The organism is Paenibacillus sp. HGF5, assembly GCF_000204455.1.
GTDB lineage: Bacteria > Bacillota > Bacilli > Paenibacillales > Paenibacillaceae > Paenibacillus_AQ > Paenibacillus_AQ lautus_A.
Window position 1 is genome coordinate 1 of the sequence record NZ_AEXS01000144.1, and the last position, 20,785, is coordinate 20,785.

Sequence of the window (20,785 nt, forward strand, 5' to 3'; positions counted from 1 at the left end):
GAGCTCGGGTACCAGGAAAAGGCGTACGAGATGTACCTTCGTACAGCCCGCCTGGATCTGGACAACTACAACAACGATACCGAGGACGGCTGTCATACAACCAGCATGGCGGGAACCTGGATGTCGGTTGTGCATGGCTTCGGCGGCCTGCGCGTGAAGGACGGCGTATTGCATCTGAACCCGTTCATTCCGGGTCATTGGTCCTCCTTCTCCTTCAAGGTGATGTTCCGCGGATCCCGCCTGAAGGTTAACGTCAAGGGCCATGAAACCCTCATCGTAAACGAAACGGATACGCCTGCTGTCCTGAACGTGAGCGGCAAGGAATACGCCATCAGCGGATTTGGAGAGGTAACGGCTGCAAGATAAAAGGCACCGGAGCTTCAATGCGCCGGCACATACAAAAACAAGAGCCCTGGAGAATCTTCCAGGGCTCTTGTTTTTACAGAAAACGGGCTCCTCTACTTCATGACTCATCCTTGAAGAACCCGTCTTCATCCATGTCAGGCATCATCTGCAGGCTCGGCTTCAGCCATAAGCCGGGATCAAACCAATGCCATCGCTTCGCGCTTATCGTGCGGAGGGTATTGCCGATTATGTATGTTATGAATAGATCAGTTGAGTATGAGGATCACGCGGAGGGCGTTCGGCTGGCTTCCCAAACAAATACCCCTGCGAAAGCTCGATCCCGATATCTCGGCAAAAATGAAACTCCTCCCGTCTCTCGATGCCTTCTGCAAGCACCATGGCCCCAAAATCATGAGCCATGTTCGTGATCATTTCGAGCTGCTTCTGCTGGGCGGGATTTCGATCGCAATGGTCGATAAGACTCCGGTCGATCTTCACATAATCCGGCTTAAGCCTAATCATCTGCTCCAATGTGGAATAACCCGCGCCGACGTCATCCATGGCTACCGAGATGCCGTGGCTTCGATATACCTCGAATATCGACTGCAAATGCTTCACATCGTCGATTCTCTCTGTTTCCACCACCTCGAATACAAAATCCCTCGGATCCAGATGGAGCCTGTCGATCGTATTGAAGGTGTGGCTCAGACACATCTGCGCATCATAAATCGAGGACGGCAGGAAATTCACGAACCGCTTCACGCCGATCGGAAGCCACTCGGCACTGGTCTCAATCGCACTGGTTCGTGCCGCCTGGTCCAGGAATGAATGCAGACCGGTTTTTCGGGCTGTCTCAAACAGCTCGTACGGCTGGAACCGGAGTCCCCACTCTACCGGTCGAAGGAGAAATTCATAGGCCACGATCTGCTCGGATGGATCCACGATAGGCTGCATGTAGCTCGTAAACTGCTTATGTAAAATGACATTCACCATATCATAATGCTCCATCTGCAGTTCGAACTTCTGCATAGGGATCCACGAATGCCGGATTTGCGGAGCTCCTCCACGGGTAACACAGAAGGACAGCTCTTGACGAATCTTCAGCGGAAGGGGTTGCAGACACTCGATGATGGAGATCAGGTCCGCTCGTACCTTGTAGTTCACAGCACAACCCTCATTGTTCTCTTGTACCGCGTAGCCGTTCACTGCCAGCAATTGAATAAGCTCACCACTTGCAGGCTTCATATGAATGGTCCCCTGGTCCTCAATCGGTTCAAAGGTGCTGCAATTGTCGCAAATCATGTTCGTCCTCCTTGGCAAGCTAGCTCTCACTATGCTTCTTATCGGCATTTTGAATATGATTTCTTTGCATTTTATGGATTTTATATCGAAGTTATGACCTATTTTGCGAGAAATGCGCAAGATTCGTGCAATGATTGCGCTAAATTCTACAATAATCGACTTATATTGCTCTTAACAGCACATTGTCGATATCCGAATCTTTTATCTATTCGACTTTTTGATCCAACAGCTGCAGCAGCATCGTTCGTTCCACATCGAAATGCCAGCGGGCGTTTCGCTCTTTCGCCGCATACATCGCTGCATCCGCGCGACCGATCAGCTCCTGGTCGTTCCTGGCATGATCCGGATAGACCGCGATGCCGATGCTCGGCGTGCTTCGGACCTCATGCCCTTCCAGCTCATACGGCTCGCTCAGCATCGTCCAGATCTCTTCCGCCATCCAGATCAGTTCCTGATCCTCGCCGGCCGGATGAATCACTACCGTAAATTCGTCCCCTCCTAAACGGGAAACCAGAACGCCTTGGGATTCAAGGGTTTGAAGACGGGTCGCGACCTTGCGAATCAACAAATCGCCGGCACGATGGCCGTAGCGGTCATTCACTCGTTTAAAACGGTTCATATCCATATATAGCAGCCCTACGCGGGAACCTGCGCGGTCCGCCTCCTGCAGCGAGCTCGACAGCCTCGCATTAAAGTAGCGGCGGTTATAGAGTCCCGTAAGATCGTCGCGATGCGCCAAGGTCTCGCTCTGCATCAAGCTTTGATGCAGCCGGTCAAACAAGCGGTCATTCTCGAACTGGATCAGGATCTGCCTGATCAGAATCAGGATGACGCAGAGGGATAAGCCGGTAAAAAGCCCGTTCCATCCTCCAAACCGCTGCACCATAAGGGCAAACATCCCGCCAAGCACGCTGTAGGGAAGCAGGTATCTTACGATCAGATTCCCGAACGAACGGGGCTCCCTCTCATCCAACGATTGATTTCGGGCATCGGGAGCTGATCGCCCTCCTGCCAAACCAATGATGAATACCGATAACGTATAAAGTGGGTACAGGTATGAACGAACTTCAACACCCTTATAATCGACGAGATACATATGCAGAACATCGGCGGCAATGTACATGCTCCCGCCAAGGCATATCAGGAAGACTGCCCGTTTCCTTAACTGCCCTGTGTTAAAATACAACACCAGGGTGAAGAAAATAAGCACCGTTGCGCACAGCGGATACAGCATGTCCACCCACAGCTTTCCCCACAAGGCTTCATTCGCCAAACCGTTAAGCTCGGGCTTGATGAAATATTCCCAGCCTACCGTCATGACCGTTATGCCAACGATCACGATGTCCAGCATAAACCGAACTCCCCGAAACGAACCTTGCACGTGCCGGAACAAATAAATGAGTGAACCTGCAAACAGGATGATTTCGAATCCCCAGAATAATTGAGTCAATATTGTCCGGGAAGCGCTCTCTTTCCCCAGCAAAAAATAACAAGCATCGATGATTCGAGCCGAGGCATCCGCCATCAGCCCGGCACTTGCGATAAGCCAAAACCTTCGAAGATGCGGCTCGTAATGCCGACTGATCCGTAGTAAATAGACGGAAGCGGCAGCGGAAGCCATAATGACTAGAACACGCTGAAGCAATAAAGCATCAGGCATCCACAGAACGGTCATTATCTGAATGAATGCATATGTGACGGCGAGTCGAATCCACAGATGATCTGCTGGAGTTGGACTCATAAGCATTCCTCCTCGGCCAAAAGGCAAGCTTTCTTCAATGCTTGTTTGTTAGGTCTTTTGAATTAATAGTTATAGTTCTCATGATACTTTTTACCCACCTAAAAGTAAAGAAGAGGAAATGAAAGAAAGACCGTCGATTCTACTCTATTAAACCATCGCGCACCCAAAAATTGTCGTCCTCAAGACCCACTTGACGTATAGGAATTATGTGATAATATTTCAGTCATATCTCATATGAATCGGAAAGGGTGTTTGCCTTGTCACAGAAACGATTGGATCATGTCGGCATTGTCGTCCGGGACCTTGAAGCCACGATTGCTTTTTACACAAACGTCGTAGGACTTGAACTGAAGGATCGCCTTACCCATACCAATGGCGTCATCCAGCTGGCATTCCTCGGATTTAACGGCAGCGACGAAACGGAAGTCGAGCTTATTCAGGGTTACAGCGACACGCTTCCCGCAGAAGGCACCGTCCATCATTTTGCCGTCAGCACCGATAATATCGAAGCGGAATATGCGCGCGTTCAGGGACTGGACGTACCTCATCTTGACGAGGAAATCGTAACGCTTCCGAACGGGTACCGCTATTTCTTCGTGCACGGTCCCGAAGGAGAATGGATTGAGTTCTTCCAGCGCTAACCGCTGGCGAACAGGATCCTATTAATTGCTTCATCCCGTGAATGGTTAACGGGGTTCATTCTTCCAACTGCACAAGCCATGTCCAATACGAAGACCTGCCTCGTTCGCATCCCCTTCCGAACTAGACAGGTCTTTGCGTTAGGACTATAATAACGGATGTAACGTCCGAAACTTCATAAATCCCGGGGGAGCTGGAATTTGGCCGGCTGAGAGTGTATCCGATGATACTGACCCTTACACCTGATCTGGGTAATGCCAGCGTAGGAAGTCCATGTTTGCGGCAGCTATGATTTGCCGTGGTATACACTTACGCCGTCATGCGTCCTGATATCATTCGGGGCGCTTTTTTTGTGGAGTTAACGAGGTCATAGAAAGAGAAGAGAATTCAAAGGAGAGAAGATACGATGAAGAGGGGAAAATGGATGGCACTGCTTCTCGCTTGCGCCCTGCTGATGGTTGCGGCGGGATGCGGTACAGGCGGAAAGAACGAAAACACAGGTACCGAAGGCGCAGACGGCCAGGCGGCCGAAAAGCTCCGCGATGTACAGCTGATGCTCGATTGGTCGGCCAACACAAACCACACCGGACTGTATGCGGCCAAGGAGCTCGGGTATTACGAGGAAGAAGGGCTTAACGTCCAGATCGTCCAGCCGGGGGCCGGCGGAACGGATACGCTGGTCGCATCCGGCAAGGTGCCGTTTGGCATCAGCTACCAGGAAGGCGTCACGCTTGCCAGAACCCAAGGTCTGCCGCTCGTCTCCATTGCGGCGATTATTCAGCATAATACATCCGGCTTTGCCGCCCCCAAGGACAAGGGGATCGTCAAGGCTGGCGATTTTGAAGGGAAATCCTACGGCGGCTGGGGCTCGCCTGTTGAGGAAGCCGTCATGAAATCCATCATGGAGATCGACGGTGCCGATGTCAGCAAAGTAAATATGGTTAACATGGGCGATGCCGATTATTTTACGGCCGTCAAACGCGATATTGATTTTGCCTGGATCTTCTATGCCTGGACCGGTATCGAAGCCGAGCTCCGGAACGAGCCGCTTGACATGATCTATGTGAAGGACTACTCCGAGCAGCTTGACTATTACACGCCGGTGATCGTAACGAACGAGAAGCTGATCCAGGAGGACCCGGAGCTTGTCAAAGCATTCATGCGGGCGACCTCAAAAGGATACGACTACGCGATTCAACATCCTGAGGATGCAGCTGCGCTGCTGACGAAGGCCGTTCCCGAGCTGGATGCCGAGCTGGTTCTTGCCAGCCAGAAATGGCTGAGTCCCCGCTATCAGGATGATGCTGCCCGCTGGGGCGAGCAGAAAGCCGAAGTATGGTCGGGGTATGCAGACTGGATGTTTGAACGCAAGCTGCTCGAGAAGGAGCTCGATGCGGACAGCGCCTTCACCAATGAATTTTTACCGGAAAAACCATAGGATGCATTTAATTTGGAAGAGAGACGGCCTGCCATGGCAGGCTGCCTCTCTTCCATTACAATATAGCTTGCATGAAAGGATGAGTTTAGATGGCAAACACCCTCTTGAGCATACAAGTGATACCCAGAACGCCGGATGGAGGCGACAGCATTCCTTATGTGGATGAAGCGATCCGGGTCATACAGGAGTCGGGCGTGAAATACGAGGTCCATGCGCTCGAAACCACCTTGGAAGGAGAGCTTTCCGAGCTGTTGAAGATCGTTGAGCGCATGCATGAGGCGCTGGTGAAAGCGGGAAGTCCCAGCGTCATATCCCAGGTCAAAATCGCGCACCATCCGGGCGGCATCAGCATGGATAAGCTGACTGAGAAATACCGTCCATGAGAAAAGGCTGGTGGAGCTCCGTTTGGCCGCCCGTTGCGGCGGTCCTTTTCTTTTTGACGGTATGGCAGGCCGCGGTATCGGTATTCGATATAGAGCCGTATATTTTGCCGGCGCCGACGGCCATCGGGCATGAAGCCGCCACCGGCGCCTCCGGTCTTTTTCAGCATACGCTAGCCACGCTGCAATTAACCCTGGTCGGATTTATGATCGGTACGGCGATCGGCCTTGTCATCTCGTTGGCCCTGCATCTGGTGCCTTTTCTCAAAACTGCCCTTTATCCGCTTCTTATTCTTAGCCAGAACGTGCCGACGATCGCTCTCGCCCCGCTCCTCATGATTTGGTTCGGCTTCGGCATGCTGCCCAAGGTTATCGTGATTACCCTGGTCTGCTTCTTCCCCGTAGCCGTTGCCGCCCTGGACGGACTGGCGCGTACCGACCGCACCATGATGAATTACATGCAGATGGCGGGAGCCACTTCATGGCAGATCTTCACCAAGCTGGAGCTGCCGCATGCGCTCCCCTCCATCTTCTCCGGGATCCGCATCGCGGCCACCTATTCGGTCATGGGTGCGGTGATCGGGGAATGGATCGGCTCAGACCGGGGCATCGGCTACTACATGATGCTGCAAAAATCCGGCTACCGCACGGACCGGGTGTTTGTTGCCATTCTGATCATCGTCCTGCTCAGCCTGCTGATGGTGCTGCTCATCACCCTGCTGGAGAAGCGCCTGATCCGCTGGAATCGAAAAAGTTAAAACCATGATGAACGGACATTTTCTAACCTATATAAAAGGAGGCTGTTTAGCGATATGACACATCAAGTATCCCTTCCGGATCATGACGGGCAGCGCCATTCATCTATCGCGGTCCCGCCAGCGCCTGCCCTTGAGGCTCGCAGCCTTCATATCACCTTCCGCGAACGGCGCAGCGAAGTGCACGTGCTGGATGGCCTTTCGCTTCAGGTGCAGCCCGGGGAATTCGTCTCCTTGATCGGTCCTTCAGGCAGCGGAAAGAGCACGCTCTTCCATATCATCGGGGGGTTAACGGCTCCGGATGCAGGCTCCGTGCTCATGGACGGTCAGGATGTGACCGGAGAGAAAGGCCGCATCGCCTATATGCCTCAACAGCCGGCCCTCTTCCCTTGGCGTACGGTGGAGGACAACGTGCTCCTTCCCGAGGAGCTGAGAGGCACCTCGAAAACCGCCGCCAGGGAAAATGCCCGCAGCTGGATGGAACGGGCCGGACTTGCCGGCTTCGAGAAGGCGTATCCGCATACCCTATCAGGGGGGATGCAGCAGCGAGCCGCTTTTCTGCGCGCGCTGATGAGTCCGCAGGAGGTTATGTGCCTGGACGAACCGTTCAGCGCGCTCGACGCGCTGACACGCAGCGATATGCAGCGCTGGCTGCTCGATATCTGGGAGGATACGCGCCGTTCGGTGCTGATGATTACCCATCATATCGAGGAGGCGCTGCTGCTCTCGGACAGCATCTATATCCTGTCGGCGCGGCCCGGCACGATCCTGAAACGGGTGAAGGTCCCTTTTCCACGTCCGCGCAGGGAAGACATCCTGAACGACCCGTCCTTTATCGCGCTAAAAACCGAAATCTCCGCCATCATGCGCGAAGAACAGCACAAGCGTTGAGCCGCAGGCAGGATACAAATGGCTAAGCTCCTGTACCCATCATTCAAAAGCGCTTCTTGTAGGCGTGCAAGCGAGGTGATATAACGATGAAATCATTCACGCAGACGGAAACAAATCTCCCTCTGCTGGACACCCATATTCATCTGGATCGTTATGCCTTCTCCGATCAGCAAACGATCCTTGCGGATATTCGCAAAAGCGAAGTTCAGTCCATCATCTCCGTCTCCATGAACCTGGCTTCCAGCAAGCGAAACCTGGAGCTGGCCAGGGAGTACGGACCGTTGGTGCGGCCGGCATTTGGTTATCATCCGGAGCAGCCCGTCCCTTCCCCTGCAGAAACCGAAGAGCTGCTGGATTGGATGGCTAAGCATATCGACGACATGCTTGCCGTCGGTGAGGTCGGCCTGCCCTATTATGCCAGGCTGGAAGCCGAAACGGAGGGCCGGCCGTGGGATAACCGCCCTTACGAATGCCTGCTTGAGCAATTCATAGCATTTGCTGGACGGCATCATAAACCGGTGATACTGCACGCTGTATATGAAGATGCGGATACCGTATGTGATTTGCTTGACAAATATGGCGTCACCCGCGCCCATTTCCATTGGTTCAAGGGCTCTCGTGACACCTTGCGGCGGATGGCGGATAAAGGCTGCTATATCTCCTTCACGCCCGACATTCTTTATGAGGATGAAATTCGCGATATTGCCCGCATGTATCCCGAGCATCTTGTCATGACCGAAACCGACGGCCCTTGGCCGTTCGAAGGCCCGTTCACCGGACAGATGACCCATCCCAAGATGACGGCTTCCGCAGCGGCGGCATGGGCCGAGCTTCGCGGGCTGACCGTTTCCGAGGCTCGCAGGATTTTTTACGAGAATGCGGTTAGACTTTACGATCTATAAAAAAAAGAATTCCCGTTCCATTCAAGCCGGTTGTTTACGCAATCGGTTTGTTTTCTTTAAGGAACCGGTTATATTGGTTAATCAGTTCATCGAGCACGATCGATTGCCTGAGGACTTTAGGATGGTTAAAATCACGATACCGCTGCTTCATTTTATGAAGCTTGTTTCTTTCCTGCTCGATATCAAACCTAATGCCTTCCTTCGTTTTCATGACTTAATGTCCTCCCCTCATGTAATATTTTATGCTTTAATGTAAAATTATAGGATGTTTGATGTTAGACATCAGGGGCCTAAAATCGAAAGGGACAGGTCCCATGAAACAAAAAAACCACAATGCGAGCGCACTCGCATTGTGGTTTGGATTTCGGTTATTTCACAAATTTGTCCTGATACGCCTTCGAGATCTCCTCTGTAATCTCCTTCATCTTCGGATCGCTCTTGATCGTTTCGATCAATTTATCGTACGATTCAACCGGTTCCTTGCCGGTGATGACCATGACCCGCATATCCTCTACTTTCTTGGAAATCTCGGGATAATATTTGTTATAGGCTTCCGAATATAGCTCGCCCGAAGGATTCGGCACCTTAACCGTCTTGCGCTCCGTAACGATCTCTACGTTCCGTTCATACACCTCGTCCGGCATCCCAACCGCATTGATGGCCATATCGTCGCTGACGAGGTGAATCATATTGTTCAGATTTCCATCTCCCGTCTTATCGGTGACGGCCTGCGGCGTTGCGACCTTCTTTCCGTTCTCCAGATTGTAATGGACGCCTTCGATTCCGTAGGTCAGCATCTCGTTTCCTTCTTGGCTGTAGCCATAGTCGAAGAACTCGAGGATCTTCTTGACTTTGGCCTCCGGCACTTTCTTCGGAATGAGGTACACGCCATAGTACGGGGAGCCTGAAGGCGTATACTTCACCCCGTTAGCATTCTCCAAGTAAGCAAGCGGCATCAAATCCGCCTTGGGATCAACGTCCTTCACGGCCTTGCCGGTTACCCAGGCATGGTTCATGGACATGCCGCCAACCCCTGCCTTGGCGCTTCGCATCGTATCCATCACCTGGGAGAACTTCATGATGGCAAAGTCTTTTGGGAACAAGCCCTCGTCATAAGCCTGCTTGATCCACAGCATGGCCTCCCTCGACGCGTCCGACGTAATAATCGGAGACAGGGTATTATCCGGCTGGAGCTTCCAGCCCCCTTGCGTTTCATTAAAGATATTATAAATATACGCGAGCGCGCTCGGATTAGCGGCATACGGGATCTCATCCGCCTGTCCGTTACCATTCGGATCCTGTTCCTTGAAAGCTTTTAACACGTTATGGAACTCATCCAGCGTTTTTGGCGTTTCCAGCTGAAGGGCATCCAGCCAATCCTTGCGGATCATCGGGAACACCCCGCCCCCATAGCTTGGGTAGTAACGCGGAATCACGATGTTCTTGCCATCCACCTTGGTGATTTCCCACATTTCCTTCAACTCTTCGCGATTTAAATTCGGGTAGTCTTTGAGAAAAGGGGTCAGATCCCAGAAGACTCCCTGCTTCAGCATCTTCTGCAGCTGCGGGTTCTGCATCGTTTCCACGAAAGTAACCTCCGGAAGGTCGCCAGACGCAAGCATGACATTGATTTTCTCTTCAGCCGTGGATGGGGACAGCCACGTAATATTCAGCTTGGTATTGGTGCGTTTCTCCAGCTCTTTCCAAAGCGGATTGGTGTTGTCTATGAATTCGGTGGCATAATTCAAGGTCTGTATCGTGATGCTTGTAGGTTCACTGCTGTCTGTCCCGCCCTCGCTGCCGCTCGAGGGACTCCCGCCGGTGCTGCCGCATGCGCTAAGCAAGAGCGAACTTGCTAAGAGCAGCACCCCCGACATTTTCAAAAACGACTTGCTCGGCTTTGCATCCATTTTTTTCATCATTAGACCTCCCTGTTTATGATACCTCTTTCCTGACTGACCATGTTGGAAAAGAAAAACCGTATATCGGATCATTCCTTGACGGAGCCCACCATCGCCCCTTTGGCGAAGTGCTTCTGCAGGAATGGATACACTAACATGATTGGAACGGTAGCAATGACGACCGCTGCCATTTTCAACGTTTCCGTCGGGACGGGACGGTTCACCTGGAAGGCAAATCCCCCGCCGCTTCCCGATCCCATTGTCGTGGGATCCACCAGCATATTTTGGAGCAGCACTTGCAGCGGCCACATCTTCTGGTCATTAATAAACATCAGCGCGTTGAAGTACGTATTCCAATAGCCGACCGCGAAGAACAATCCGAAAGCCACCAGGGCCGGCAGCGACAACGGCAGAATGATTCGCCAGAACACGCCGATATCATTGGAGCCGTCGATCATCGCGGCTTCCTCCAGACTGTCCGGAATGCTGTCGAAGAATCCCTTCATGAGCAGCACATACCACGCGCTCGTCAAGCTCGGCAGGATCAGCGACCAGACGCTGTCGATGAGTCCCACATTTCGGACGACCAGATACAGCGGAACCAGCCCCGGCGTAAAGAGAAAAGTGATTAACACCATAATCATGATTGCCTTGCGAAACCGAAGCCGTTTTCGGGACACCGCGTAAGCCATCCCCCCGGTAACGAGCAGACTGAGCATCGTGCCGACCGTGGCCAGGAACACGCTTATGGAGATCGAGGTGACAAACAACCCGTTGGACAGTAAATGCTTGTAAGCATCCAGCGTCCAATCCCGCGGCCATAATATCAAGCTTCGTTGATAATACTCCACCGGATCGGTAAATGACAGAATAACGGTATAGTAAATCGGAAATATCGTTGCCAAACCGATGATCAGCAGCAGGCCGTTGTTTACGAAGCCGAAGAGCCCGGTTTTCCATCCTTTCTCATGCATGCTTTACTCCTCCTTGTCTTCGCCCGTCCTCTAGTACAGGCTTTCTTGACCGTATCGCCTCGCCAATCGGTTGGCCGAGACCACCAGGATGACGCCGACGATCGATTTGAACAACCCGATGGCCGTACTGTAGCTGAATTCTCCCTGCCTTATCCCCACCCGGTATACATAGGTATCGAACACTTCGGCTACATTGGTGACGGGCGCATTCATCATCAGATAGATCTGTTCGAATCCGGTATCCATGATCGTTCCCAGGCGGAGGATCAACAGAATCAGGATCACGTTGCGCATCGCGGGCAGGGTAATATGCCATATCCGTCTCATACGGCCTGCGCCATCCATGACGGCTGCCTCGTATAATTGCGGATCCACTCCGGCGATGGCCGCGAGGAAGATGATGGTCCCCCATCCGACCTCCTTCCAGATGGATTGTGCCGTCAGCATGCCCCAGAAATAGTTCGGATTGGAGAGAATATCGACCGTTCCCCAATCCATGGTAACGAGCCACTTATTGAACAAGCCCTCCGATTGCGAGAACATGAGGTAGGTCAGCCCATAGATCAATACCCAGGATAAAAAATGGGGAATATACACCAGCGATTGAATGGTACGCTTATAGAAGGAGCTTCGTACTTCATTCAGCATCAAGGCTAGAATGATCGGCGCCGGGAAAAAGAAAATCAAGCTCAGGAAGCTAATCGCCAGCGTATTGCGCAGCAGCATCCAGAAGTCGTCGTTGGAGAAAAACCGGGCGAAATGCTCGAAGCCTACCCAAGGGCTTCCGAACACTCCGAAGTACGGCGAGTACTCCTGGAAAGCAATGACGAGATTCGTAATCGGAATATATTTGAAAATGATAAAGAAGATAAGACCCGGCAAGGCCAGCATGTATAAATACTTGTCGCGAGCTACATCCGACCGGATCCGCCCCCACTTCGTTTTGGATTTCGCGGGAATAGGGGGGCTCCCGCTTCCTTTTGCCGTCTGAACGGTTTCTTGTGCTTTCATCGATACTCCCTCACTTTCAGCCTTGTCGTCTCGTTCAAACCTACCGTTCGCGGAACGTATCCCTAATGTAAACGGTTGCAGAATTGCCTGCAATTCTACTTTTTTTCCGACGCGGCCCCTTCCCCTCTCCCTTCGATGCACAATACGGAAAAGTGCCTGCCTGCCAAGCGTTTCGGATCATCCATTTCCTCGAATTGCACTTTTTTTCCTTGGTGCCGGAATGCCATGCTCATCGGCATCAATAGGAAAATGTGATCTTTTCAACTAAACCCCTCTTTCGCTATGATAGTATTTAATGATTTTCCCGGCTTTCTTCGATCAGGCCTTGGATTTGTCTATGCCAACAGGGGGTTAGTGTAATGAGGCAACAGAATCCTGAATCCGGTTTCAAAGGTGTTATGTATTGGAGAAGCATCGCGCTCGCCGTGTTGATGACGTGCCTCCCCATCTCGGCCATTACGGCCGTTTACCTATATGTGGGGAACCAGCATATGATCAACCAATATCAGCAGCGGAACGAGGAAGCCCTGGTGGATGCGGCGAGGCAAGTGGACGAGCAGTTCACCCAGCTGGTCCACTACGCGCTCAATATGGTGGTGAAGCCCCATTTCAAGCCTTCCTTGTCCGATATGGACTTTGTGTCGAATATCGAGGAGACGAACGAGCTGTTTAATACGCTGAACCTGGTGGAAAATGCCGATCCCCTTGTGGATCAGGTCTATCTCTACATCAAAAAGCAAAATAAAATCATGGAGCCCGATCTCGGGCTGCGGACCTTGGATCAGGAACAGGATGCGTTAGGCTTCGGCCGGCTCATGGACGGAGATTCGGATATGTTCTGGGTACATGACCTGGAGCGGCCTTTCAATAAGGGGAGATCTTCCCATGCGCTTGTCATGCGGCTTCCCTTCAACGGTCATACGCCCTACGGGGCGATCGTCATCTACATCGATCCGTCGAAGCTGCACGTGATTCGCAACAGCGAGAATCTATCGTTCCTGCTCGACGATCAAGGCCATGTCATCGGGGAATCGGGCATGAGCCGCAGCATGCCGAAGGCGATGAGCGCGATCCAGGAACAGCTGAAGCTTCCGGAGAATGCCAATCGCACGAATCGTCTGCGGATGAAGGTTCCGGTCGATCAGGATGTGTGGCTGGTGAATACCGTTCAATTTGAAAAAATGCAGCGGAATTGGACCTATGTATCCGGCACGCCGCAGTCCACGATCATCGCTCCGACGAAGCCGTATACCCATATCATCCTGATCTGCTTTGCTTTTGCGCTCGCGGCATCCTTGGGCGCAAGCTGGTTTGCCTCCAAGAGGATGTATCGCCCTATTCGCAAAATGCTGCATATGATTGGCGGCGATCAGGCCAAGCAGACATCGCGGTACAACGAGCTCGAATATATTGAACACGAGTGGAAGCAGTACCGGTTCTCGCATGACACGCTTCAAAATCAATGGAAGCGATCCTTGCCCGCGATCAGGGAGGCTTATATCAATCAATTCTTGAGCGGGCAAGCCGCCCACCTGACGGAGTCCGAGTACGTGCTTAAGCTGCAAGAGATGGAGCTTGACATCACGAATAAACAGTTCTCGGCGATCGTTCTCCAGCAGCATACCCACGGGGAGGATCGGACGCCGCTAACGGAGAACGATCAGCATCTTCTCACCTATGCCGCTTTAAACGTGATTCAAGAGCTGGCGGAGGACGTTAGCGCCTATATGCACCCCATCAATTTCTTCGACGGCTCCTTTGGCGTCATCCTGATCGTTCCGGCCTCTCCTAAAGCCGACGAACAGACACGCATGATGAGGCTTCTGTGCGATCAGATCCTGCGGGCCCTGCGCGATACGCTGCGGATGTCGGCAACCATCGTGCTGGGGGGGCCAAGCTCGACCTGGACCGATGTTCCCCATATTCTGGAACAGGCCAAGCGGGCGCTGCATTACCGATCCTTCGATGCCGGCAGCCAGCTGCTGGAAGCGGACACGGTGCTGTCCCAGAAAAACGACTGGATCGACTTTCCGCTGGAATTGGAGCAGGATTTCATACACACCCTGAACCTCGGGCTGCAGGGGGACGCGCTTCGATCCCTGAGCCGCTTCGTCACGGCGCTTCAAGCCGGGGGCGGCTCGGAGTGGCATGTCCACCATGGGCTCATGCGTTTAATCACGAGCGTTCACCGCTCCATGCTGCAGGCTGGCTTAAATCCGTACCAGGTGTACAATTTCTCCAACCTGCAGGAGCAGCTGTCCCTGCTTCGCGATCCGAAGGCCTGCGTGGACTGGTTCCAGAAAGAAATCATCGAGCCCTATCTCGATCAGCTGACGAAGAACTTCAACAGCTCCATGAAATCGCTTGTCGAAAACGTACTGGAGCAAATCGAGCAGAACGGGATGCAGGACTTGTCCCTGGATGCCATGGCCATGGAGGCCGGCGTCAGCGTATCCCAGCTGAGCAAAGCGTTTAAACAGATGACGGGCACGAATTATATGGACTACCTGACGACCGTGCGCATGAACCGCTGCAAAGAATTGCTGCTGACCACGGATCTGCGCATTCATGAAATCGCGGAGGCCGCAGGATATCAGCCTCCCTACTTCAATCGCATGTTCAAGAAGCTGGAAGGGATCACCCCAGGTCAATACCGCCAGCAGGGAATCGGCAAATGAATCGGCATGTCATCCTGATCAGTTAATCTCGTATAAAAGGAGCCCTCTGAAAAAGGGGCTGTCCCTTGGTCTGTATTTCATGACCTTTTGGGACAGCCCCTTTTCTGTGTTATGACTTACGTTCAAGCGTCGCCCTATTACGGCACACTTCCTGTGGTGTGACTTACGTTCAGGCATTGTACATTGCGGCCACGCTTCCCGTTGTGACTTACGCTCAGGCGTTGTACATTGCGGCACGCTTAGCGCCGACCAGCCATACAAGCATGCACCGGGCCACGCACCGCGGCACAGGGAGCAGTGCGCAGGATGCACAAAATAGCTGCACATTAGCGGACTCAGCGGACCTTATTTTGATCAAAAGCGCCATTTCTCGAATGCTGGCGGACATGAGGTCCGCTATTCTCCGAATTAGGCTCTCATTTTTCGGATTATATGCTGCTTAACGGATCATGTGTCCGATAGATTGAGCAAAAACGAGCCCATAGCGAAAATAACGGATCTGAGGTCCGATACTGCCATGCCGGATGTGAGGTCCGATAGATGCTGCTGCTGCCGTCCGTAACTCGTTCCGGCTTGCGGCTTCTGAAGCTACGGCAAACTTTCGGAGCACTGCCTCTCCCACTCCTCCGATCCCACGCCCAGCCAGGCTTGGCTTTATCGGCCAAGTGTAGTTCCTATAGCTGGAGCCGTACAAGCATGCCCCGGACCACGCATCGTCGGCACAGGGAACAGTGCGTACGATGCACAAAATAGCTGCACATTAGCGGACTCAGCGGACCTTATTTTGATCAAAAGCGCCATTTCTCGAATGCTGGCGGACATGAGGTCCGTTATTCTCCGAATTAGGCTCTCATTTTTCGGATTATACGCTGCTTAACGGATCATGTGTCCGATAGATTGAGCAAAAACGAGCCCATAGCGAAAATAACGGATCTGAGGTCCGATACTGCCATGCCGGATCTGAGGTCCGATAGATACTGCTGCTGCCGTCCGTAGCTCGTTTCGGCTTGCGGCTTCTGAAGCTACGGCAAACTTTTCGGAGCACTGCGTCTCCCACTCCTCCGATCCATGCCAGCCAAGCGTAGTTCCTAGAGCTGGAGCCATACAGCATGCACCGGGCCACGCACCGTGCGCACAGAGAGCAGTGCGCGCGCGATGTACAGCGTGGCCCTCCGGAGTTTCGACGAGAGCAGCCGTACCAGCCCTCCCTATTGATTTACGATAGCGCCATACCCGCTCTCTCTACTCATCTCTAACGCCCCATAAACCCCTTCCCCTTCAGGAAGTCCTTCATGTGCAACCTGACCGGCTCCGCCAGTCGCTTGGCCATAAGCTCCGACCAGGGAGCGCTGTTCTTGCCATGGGTGCGTTTGGACAAATAATCGGAAGAGATTCGGTCGTAGCTCTTTACTTCTTCCAGGGCCGCCGGATCGTAGCTGTCATGGTGCAGGACAGCCTCCACCGGAAGCCGGGGACGTAGCCCCGGCTCCTGATCCGGGTACCCGAGGCACATGCCGAATACCGGATAGACCAAATCCGGGAGCTCCAATGCCTCGGAGAACTCCGCAATGGAGTTGCGGACTCCGCCGATATACACAATGCCAAGACCAAGCGATTCCGCCGCGATCGCGGCATTCTGCGCAGCCAAAGCGGCATCCACCGTGGCCACGATGAAATTCTCGGTCGAATCTTCGTACGTCTCTTGATCCGCCACATGCGCCTCTGCGCTTTTTTTCAAACGATACAGGTCTGCGCACCATACCAGAAATACCGGGCATTCCACGATATACGCCTGATTGCCCGCCAAAGCGGCCAACCGCTGCTTCTTCTCTTGCGAGGTAACCGCAATCACGCTGTATGCCTGGACGTTGCTTGAGGTTGATGCCATCTGGCCTGCTGCCACGACAGCCCTTAGCTGTTCCTCGGACACGGGCCGATCCGAATATTTACGTATCGATCGATGGTTCATCAGCAATGAAATCGTGTCATTCATCGGGTATCCACTCCTTAAACTCTTCAGAATCGCTCCATTTATTATGAAACTTCGGCTTGGGCAGTGCAAGCTTGGTTGCCTGCGACCGCAGCGCAAAAAAGCCGGCATGCTGTCGATCGCCTTCAGCAGCCGGCTCTTATTTCAGCCAAAGTTCGCGGCTAGGGAATATGGCAGGAAATCTGTCGTTAAGACACGATATCGTAGCCCTGCTCTTCAATCGCTTCCTTCAATGCGTCAAGGCTGACTTTGGTTTCGTCGTATTCGACGGCCACCGTATTGGATGCAAGATCGACTTTACCAGAAGCTCCCGCACTCTTCAGCGCGCCTTCCACCGAGTTCACGCAATGGTTGCAGGACATGCCTTCCACCGTCAATGTCACTTGTTTCATGCTGTCGCCCTCCTATCGTAAAATGTCGTACAGTATCACTTTACTATACCCCCCGTAGGTATGTAAAGTTGGCAAATTTGCTCCTTTCTGCAACAGAAACACGAAAAAAGTAGGAAGATTTATCCTTTTTTTCTGTTATAATGTACATGAAACATAAGATTTATACAGGATGGGACAAGCTTTTTAAGCCCCTCCGAAATTTTTCCATAAATTTTGATTATTGTTGAAGGAATTACCAATTCGCTGTCGAACTATCTTATTACAGAGATAACGAACTATGAAAGTAGGAACTATCATGGTATTTGACGGCATTATACTAGGGTTAATTGTCGGACTGATACGCGGCGGTTTCCGTCACGGACTGCAGCAATTCAGCAAGATTCGCCTGAAGGGCGGCCTCATCTTCCCAATTCTCCTGATCGTACAGCTGCTCATATTCCGTTTTCAAGCGAATTCCGACTGGCTGGCATCCGCAAGCAGCTACGTGTTTATGTTCATCTACGTCGCCGGCATGATCTTCCTTTGGATGAACCGGGACCAGAAGGGCTTTGGCAGCATTTTGGCCGGCGTCTTTCTCAATTTCCTCGTCATGGCGGTAAACGGCGGCAGAATGCCCGTATCGATGAGCGCCGCTTCCGTTCTGGATCCTTATTACGTGGACATGCTGAGCAACAGCACCGTCATCACCAAGCATTATCTGATGGACGCCTCTACCCGCCTGCCGTTTCTGGGTGACATTATACCGTTATCCCCGCCGTACCCAAGAACACAGGTGATCAGTATCGGAGATATCATCATGAACGTCGGCATCTTTCTCTACATTTTCAACCTGATGACCGTGGGGAAGAATACCGCCAACGTGCAAGCATTGGGACCGAAATCCGATACCAATGAACGTGTGGAACCACAAAATTGATCATACATCATACCACCTGGAAAGGAGGGAGAACTGTGAAGAAAACTGATAAAATCAAGTATTCCCGCGTCGTATTGAATGCCATCATCGTTGCTTCTGTTGTTGTCGCTCTGACTTCCGGTTACAGATTCGGATAATCGACTTCCATAAGAAACAGGCTGGAAAATTCAGCCTGTTTTTTTACATCTTTTTCGTTGTTTTGCATCGCAATATACCTTAAAATGTGGAGAATACACCATTGATTTTATTGAGGAGAAATCATTTATGTCCATATTTAAGCGTCCTAGGTTCTCTCAAGGCTTTGCGGGACAGCTGTATTTTGTTTTTCTTTCTCTTCTGGGCTGTTCCACCTTCCTGCTGGTGCATCAAGGGGAAATCTTTCATTATACTCCTTCCCAGTGGGTATGGGTCTATGCGATGTTAGGCGCCGCCCTCATCTTAAATTACTTCACCTTCCAGCTGCCGCCAGAGGGTAATTTACAGTCCATGGATTCCTCTGTTTACCTGGCGTGCATCTTTATCTATGGAGCACCGTTTGCGCTGTCCGTCATCCTGTTTGTCTCCCTTGCCATGGCGCTTTACGACAGAAAAATCCCCTTCTGGAAGCATTTTGTTAATTTCTCCGTGTATACCGTGATGATTGTCGGGTCCTCCTTCATTTTCAAAATGGCGGGCGGACAAGCAGGCCCTATTCACAATGATCAATTTGGTGCGTATGTTGCAGCGTTGGTTGTTTATTTTGTTATCAACGTATTCCTTGTCGGCTTCTACTATTACCTGTTATACAAGGGATCGTTATATGATATTTTGAAAACCTTCATGAAAGATACACTGCTTGTTTACCTCAGCACGCTCATTCTTTCGCTGGTTCTCTCCATACTCATCGTACATAACGGCGTTTTCGGGCTGACCCTGTTTATAGGTCTCAGCGTGATGCTGTCCTATTCCTTCAAGCAGCTCTTCACGATGTATAAACAGGTACAAGAGAAAGCCATCAAGGATCAACGAACCGGATTATACAACCACAGCTATTTCGAAAATTTGCTGGAAGACGAAATCAAGAAGGCCAAAACCAATGAAACGCCGTTGTCGCTGGCCATGATCGATATCGATGATTTCAAAAAATACAATGATCAATTCGGACACCTAAAAGGCGACATGCTGCTCGGATTTCTCGGCAATTACCTCAAGGTGGAATCCGAAACGGCCGAGGTGGTGGCCTCCCGCTTCGGCGGCGAGGAATTCACGATCCTGATGCCGGGTTATGATGACCATAAGGCACGTTCCTTCATTAACAGGCTCCGCAAAAAGCTGAACGATACCTATTTTGACGGCGTGGAGATTTTTCCGTCCGGCTGTCTCTCCTTCTCTGCCGGCGTTGCCTCGTACCGGATTGATATTCATGACAAGTCGCAGCTTGTCGAGCTTGCCGACCAAGCGCTGTATTATGCCAAGAAGCAGGGCAAAAACAACGTGCATGTATATGGAAGCGGCGCCGAAAAGGAATCCGAGATCGACTTTGCGGAGGACGTCCGAGACATCGAGCAGCAGCTGAAGCTGTTCCTGTATAAAGACGTGGATACGTTCAAGCACTCCAAACGGGTCTTCCGCTACGCCATGGACATCAGCGAAGTGCTTGGGCTTGACAGCGTGGAGCGGCGCAATTTTGTGCTCGGGGCACTCATTCACGATATCGGCAAGCTGGAGATTCCTTGGGGAATCTTGAACAAACGGGACAAGCTGACAGCCGGCGAATGGGAAACCGTCAAACGGCATGTCAGCTGGGGCAAGCGCATCGCGGAAACGAACGAGAAGTTCAAGGAACTGGTTCCTTACATCGAACTGCATCATGAACGGTATGACGGCGGCGGCTATCCTCACGGCTTCAAAGGCAGCCAAATCCCCAAGCTGTGCCGGATGCTGACCATTATCGATTCCTTCGACGCGATGACAACCGAACGCCCTTACCAGAAAACGAAAACCTTCGAGGAAGGGATTGAAGAGCTACTCCGCTGCTCGGGCACGCAGTTCGATCCGGAGCTCGTTGAGCTGTTTATCCGTTATTTAAGGCTCAAAGCCGAAGCGCAGCAACAGCCTGCAGCCGGCCTGGAGACCTCTTAAAGACCACATCCCCTCTGCCTTTCTCATCTTTTGGGATGTTTGATACTTCCTCAAATAAGGTATAAAGGTAGTATCACAACGTTAAATGAGGTGAGATCGGTGGCTGATAAGAAAAAGGATCTTCCGCTTCACAATGGTCCCGGCAACATGGATCACCCTGAACAATATCCGACGGAACAAGAAAGCCTGTTCGACAAATTCGAGAGCGAGCAGCATGTGGACCCGATTCCGATGGAAGACGCCAGGCTGGAGCGCCAGGAAGAAAAGCAGCGGGATGGCACGTCGAAGAAGCGTTCATCCAGCGACGATAAGTATCACAGCGGCTTTTAAAAATGGGATTGGCCTTATCACTGCAGCGTAACTTGAACTTATGGGCTCCGTTTTGGCGGAGCCTTTTGATTTCCCCGTT

The 20,785-nt window shown here is 52.0% G+C and carries 19 protein-coding genes and 1 riboswitch; of the genes, 11 read left to right on the top strand and 8 right to left on the bottom strand.

Annotation, left to right across the window (positions count from 1 at the left end):
* The coding region (locus HMPREF9412_RS22755) for a glycosyl hydrolase family 65 protein (protein ID WP_009594138.1) at positions 1-366 on the top strand (366 nt) is incomplete at its 5' end.
* 234 nt (positions 367-600) lie between these two features.
* Here the strand turns inward: HMPREF9412_RS22755 and HMPREF9412_RS22760 are convergent.
* Together HMPREF9412_RS22760 and HMPREF9412_RS22765 are read right to left on the bottom strand one after the other, a co-directional pair.
* Positions 601-1,647, bottom strand: coding sequence for an EAL domain-containing protein (locus tag HMPREF9412_RS22760; RefSeq protein WP_009594166.1), 1,047 nt, complete (start codon positions 1,645-1,647; stop codon positions 601-603).
* A gap of 205 nt (positions 1,648-1,852) precedes the next feature.
* Positions 1,853-3,388, bottom strand: coding sequence for a GGDEF domain-containing protein (locus tag HMPREF9412_RS22765; protein WP_009594173.1), 1,536 nt, complete (start codon positions 3,386-3,388; stop codon positions 1,853-1,855).
* Positions 3,389-3,645: 257 nt separating this feature from the next.
* On the opposite strand from HMPREF9412_RS22765, the gene HMPREF9412_RS22770 reads away from it, so the two are divergent.
* The 6 genes from HMPREF9412_RS22770 (at position 3,646) to HMPREF9412_RS22795 (ending at position 8,393) form a co-directional block, all read left to right on the top strand.
* A complete protein-coding gene (locus tag HMPREF9412_RS22770; protein WP_036673180.1) occupies positions 3,646-4,029 on the top strand; it encodes a VOC family protein in 384 nt (127 codons plus the stop codon).
* Between the two features lie 174 nt (positions 4,030-4,203).
* Positions 4,204-4,313: riboswitch (TPP riboswitch) on the top strand.
* 120 nt (positions 4,314-4,433) lie between these two features.
* A complete protein-coding gene (locus HMPREF9412_RS22775; protein WP_009594171.1) occupies positions 4,434-5,465 on the top strand; it encodes an ABC transporter substrate-binding protein in 1,032 nt (343 codons plus the stop codon).
* 89 nt (positions 5,466-5,554) lie between these two features.
* The gene (locus tag HMPREF9412_RS22780; RefSeq protein ID WP_009594139.1) at positions 5,555-5,848 is read left to right on the top strand and encodes an MTH1187 family thiamine-binding protein; all 294 of its coding nucleotides are present in this window, start codon (positions 5,555-5,557) and stop codon (positions 5,846-5,848) included.
* The gene (locus HMPREF9412_RS22785; RefSeq protein ID WP_009594146.1) at positions 5,845-6,603 is read left to right on the top strand and encodes an ABC transporter permease; all 759 of its coding nucleotides are present in this window, start codon (positions 5,845-5,847) and stop codon (positions 6,601-6,603) included. The genes HMPREF9412_RS22780 and HMPREF9412_RS22785 overlap by 4 nt, the downstream gene beginning before the upstream one ends.
* Positions 6,604-6,657: 54 nt before the next feature.
* Positions 6,658-7,491 carry an ABC transporter ATP-binding protein gene (locus tag HMPREF9412_RS22790; RefSeq protein WP_009594148.1) on the top strand — a complete coding sequence of 278 codons (834 nt, stop codon included), beginning with the start codon at positions 6,658-6,660 and terminating at the stop codon, positions 7,489-7,491.
* 86 nt (positions 7,492-7,577) lie between these two features.
* Positions 7,578-8,393 (top strand): TatD family hydrolase, encoded by an 816-nt coding sequence (locus tag HMPREF9412_RS22795; RefSeq protein WP_009594152.1) that lies wholly within the window; start codon positions 7,578-7,580, stop codon positions 8,391-8,393.
* 34 nt (positions 8,394-8,427) lie between these two features.
* On the opposite strand, the gene HMPREF9412_RS22800 is transcribed toward HMPREF9412_RS22795, so the two are convergent.
* The 4 genes from HMPREF9412_RS22800 to HMPREF9412_RS22815 form a co-directional block, all read right to left on the bottom strand.
* The gene (locus HMPREF9412_RS22800; RefSeq protein WP_009594144.1) at positions 8,428-8,604 is read right to left on the bottom strand and encodes an aspartyl-phosphate phosphatase Spo0E family protein; all 177 of its coding nucleotides are present in this window, start codon (positions 8,602-8,604) and stop codon (positions 8,428-8,430) included.
* Between the two features lie 157 nt (positions 8,605-8,761).
* Positions 8,762-10,312, bottom strand: a complete 1,551-nt coding sequence (locus HMPREF9412_RS22805; protein ID WP_036673185.1) for an extracellular solute-binding protein — start codon at positions 10,310-10,312, stop codon at positions 8,762-8,764.
* 71 nt (positions 10,313-10,383) lie between these two features.
* Positions 10,384-11,268, bottom strand: a complete 885-nt coding sequence (locus HMPREF9412_RS22810; RefSeq protein ID WP_009594160.1) for a carbohydrate ABC transporter permease — start codon at positions 11,266-11,268, stop codon at positions 10,384-10,386.
* A gap of 30 nt (positions 11,269-11,298) precedes the next feature.
* Positions 11,299-12,279, bottom strand: coding sequence for an ABC transporter permease (locus HMPREF9412_RS22815; RefSeq protein WP_009594169.1), 981 nt, complete (start codon positions 12,277-12,279; stop codon positions 11,299-11,301).
* A gap of 359 nt (positions 12,280-12,638) precedes the next feature.
* Between HMPREF9412_RS22815 and HMPREF9412_RS22820 the strand changes: the two genes are divergently transcribed.
* A complete protein-coding gene (locus HMPREF9412_RS22820; RefSeq protein ID WP_009594172.1) occupies positions 12,639-14,957 on the top strand; it encodes a helix-turn-helix domain-containing protein in 2,319 nt (772 codons plus the stop codon).
* Between the two features lie 1,252 nt (positions 14,958-16,209).
* Here the strand turns inward: HMPREF9412_RS22820 and nfsA are convergent.
* Positions 16,210-16,950, bottom strand: coding sequence for an oxygen-insensitive NADPH nitroreductase (gene nfsA, locus HMPREF9412_RS22825; protein WP_009594150.1), 741 nt, complete (start codon positions 16,948-16,950; stop codon positions 16,210-16,212).
* Between the two features lie 185 nt (positions 16,951-17,135).
* The gene (locus HMPREF9412_RS22830) at positions 17,136-17,339 is read right to left on the bottom strand and encodes a cation transporter (protein WP_009594149.1); all 204 of its coding nucleotides are present in this window, start codon (positions 17,337-17,339) and stop codon (positions 17,136-17,138) included.
* A gap of 295 nt (positions 17,340-17,634) precedes the next feature.
* On the opposite strand from HMPREF9412_RS22830, the gene HMPREF9412_RS22835 reads away from it, so the two are divergent.
* From HMPREF9412_RS22835 to HMPREF9412_RS22845, 3 genes are all read left to right on the top strand, one after another.
* Positions 17,635-18,255, top strand: coding sequence for a DUF5317 domain-containing protein (locus tag HMPREF9412_RS22835; RefSeq protein WP_009594161.1), 621 nt, complete (start codon positions 17,635-17,637; stop codon positions 18,253-18,255).
* A 264-nt stretch (positions 18,256-18,519) separates the two neighbouring features.
* Positions 18,520-20,376, top strand: a complete 1,857-nt coding sequence (locus HMPREF9412_RS22840; RefSeq protein WP_009594141.1) for a bifunctional diguanylate cyclase/phosphohydrolase — start codon at positions 18,520-18,522, stop codon at positions 20,374-20,376.
* Positions 20,377-20,475: 99 nt separating this feature from the next.
* Positions 20,476-20,706 carry a hypothetical protein gene (locus HMPREF9412_RS22845; protein WP_009594140.1) on the top strand — a complete coding sequence of 77 codons (231 nt, stop codon included), beginning with the start codon at positions 20,476-20,478 and terminating at the stop codon, positions 20,704-20,706.
* Positions 20,707-20,785: the final 79 nt, after the last annotated feature.

Bases quoted from the DNA above. Each gene is read 5' to 3' on its own strand.
- HMPREF9412_RS22760 (WP_009594166.1), bottom strand. From the start codon at position 1,647: ATGATTTGCGACAATTGCAGCACCTTTGAACCGATTGAGGACCAGGGG.
- HMPREF9412_RS22765 (WP_009594173.1), bottom strand. From the start codon at position 3,388: ATGAGTCCAACTCCAGCAGATCATCTGTGGATTCGACTCGCCGTCACA.
- HMPREF9412_RS22775 (WP_009594171.1), top strand. From the start codon at position 4,434: ATGAAGAGGGGAAAATGGATGGCACTGCTTCTCGCTTGCGCCCTGCTG.
- HMPREF9412_RS22780 (WP_009594139.1), top strand. From the start codon at position 5,555: ATGGCAAACACCCTCTTGAGCATACAAGTGATACCCAGAACGCCGGAT.
- HMPREF9412_RS22785 (WP_009594146.1), top strand. From the start codon at position 5,845: ATGAGAAAAGGCTGGTGGAGCTCCGTTTGGCCGCCCGTTGCGGCGGTC.
- HMPREF9412_RS22790 (WP_009594148.1), top strand. From the start codon at position 6,658: ATGACACATCAAGTATCCCTTCCGGATCATGACGGGCAGCGCCATTCA.
- HMPREF9412_RS22795 (WP_009594152.1), top strand. From the start codon at position 7,578: ATGAAATCATTCACGCAGACGGAAACAAATCTCCCTCTGCTGGACACC.
- HMPREF9412_RS22800 (WP_009594144.1), bottom strand. From the start codon at position 8,604: ATGAAAACGAAGGAAGGCATTAGGTTTGATATCGAGCAGGAAAGAAAC.
- HMPREF9412_RS22805 (WP_036673185.1), bottom strand. From the start codon at position 10,312: ATGAAAAAAATGGATGCAAAGCCGAGCAAGTCGTTTTTGAAAATGTCG.
- HMPREF9412_RS22810 (WP_009594160.1), bottom strand. From the start codon at position 11,268: ATGCATGAGAAAGGATGGAAAACCGGGCTCTTCGGCTTCGTAAACAAC.
- HMPREF9412_RS22815 (WP_009594169.1), bottom strand. From the start codon at position 12,279: ATGAAAGCACAAGAAACCGTTCAGACGGCAAAAGGAAGCGGGAGCCCC.
- HMPREF9412_RS22820 (WP_009594172.1), top strand. From the start codon at position 12,639: ATGAGGCAACAGAATCCTGAATCCGGTTTCAAAGGTGTTATGTATTGG.
- nfsA (WP_009594150.1), bottom strand. From the start codon at position 16,950: ATGAATGACACGATTTCATTGCTGATGAACCATCGATCGATACGTAAA.
- HMPREF9412_RS22830 (WP_009594149.1), bottom strand. From the start codon at position 17,339: ATGAAACAAGTGACATTGACGGTGGAAGGCATGTCCTGCAACCATTGC.
- HMPREF9412_RS22835 (WP_009594161.1), top strand. From the start codon at position 17,635: ATGGTATTTGACGGCATTATACTAGGGTTAATTGTCGGACTGATACGC.
- HMPREF9412_RS22840 (WP_009594141.1), top strand. From the start codon at position 18,520: ATGTCCATATTTAAGCGTCCTAGGTTCTCTCAAGGCTTTGCGGGACAG.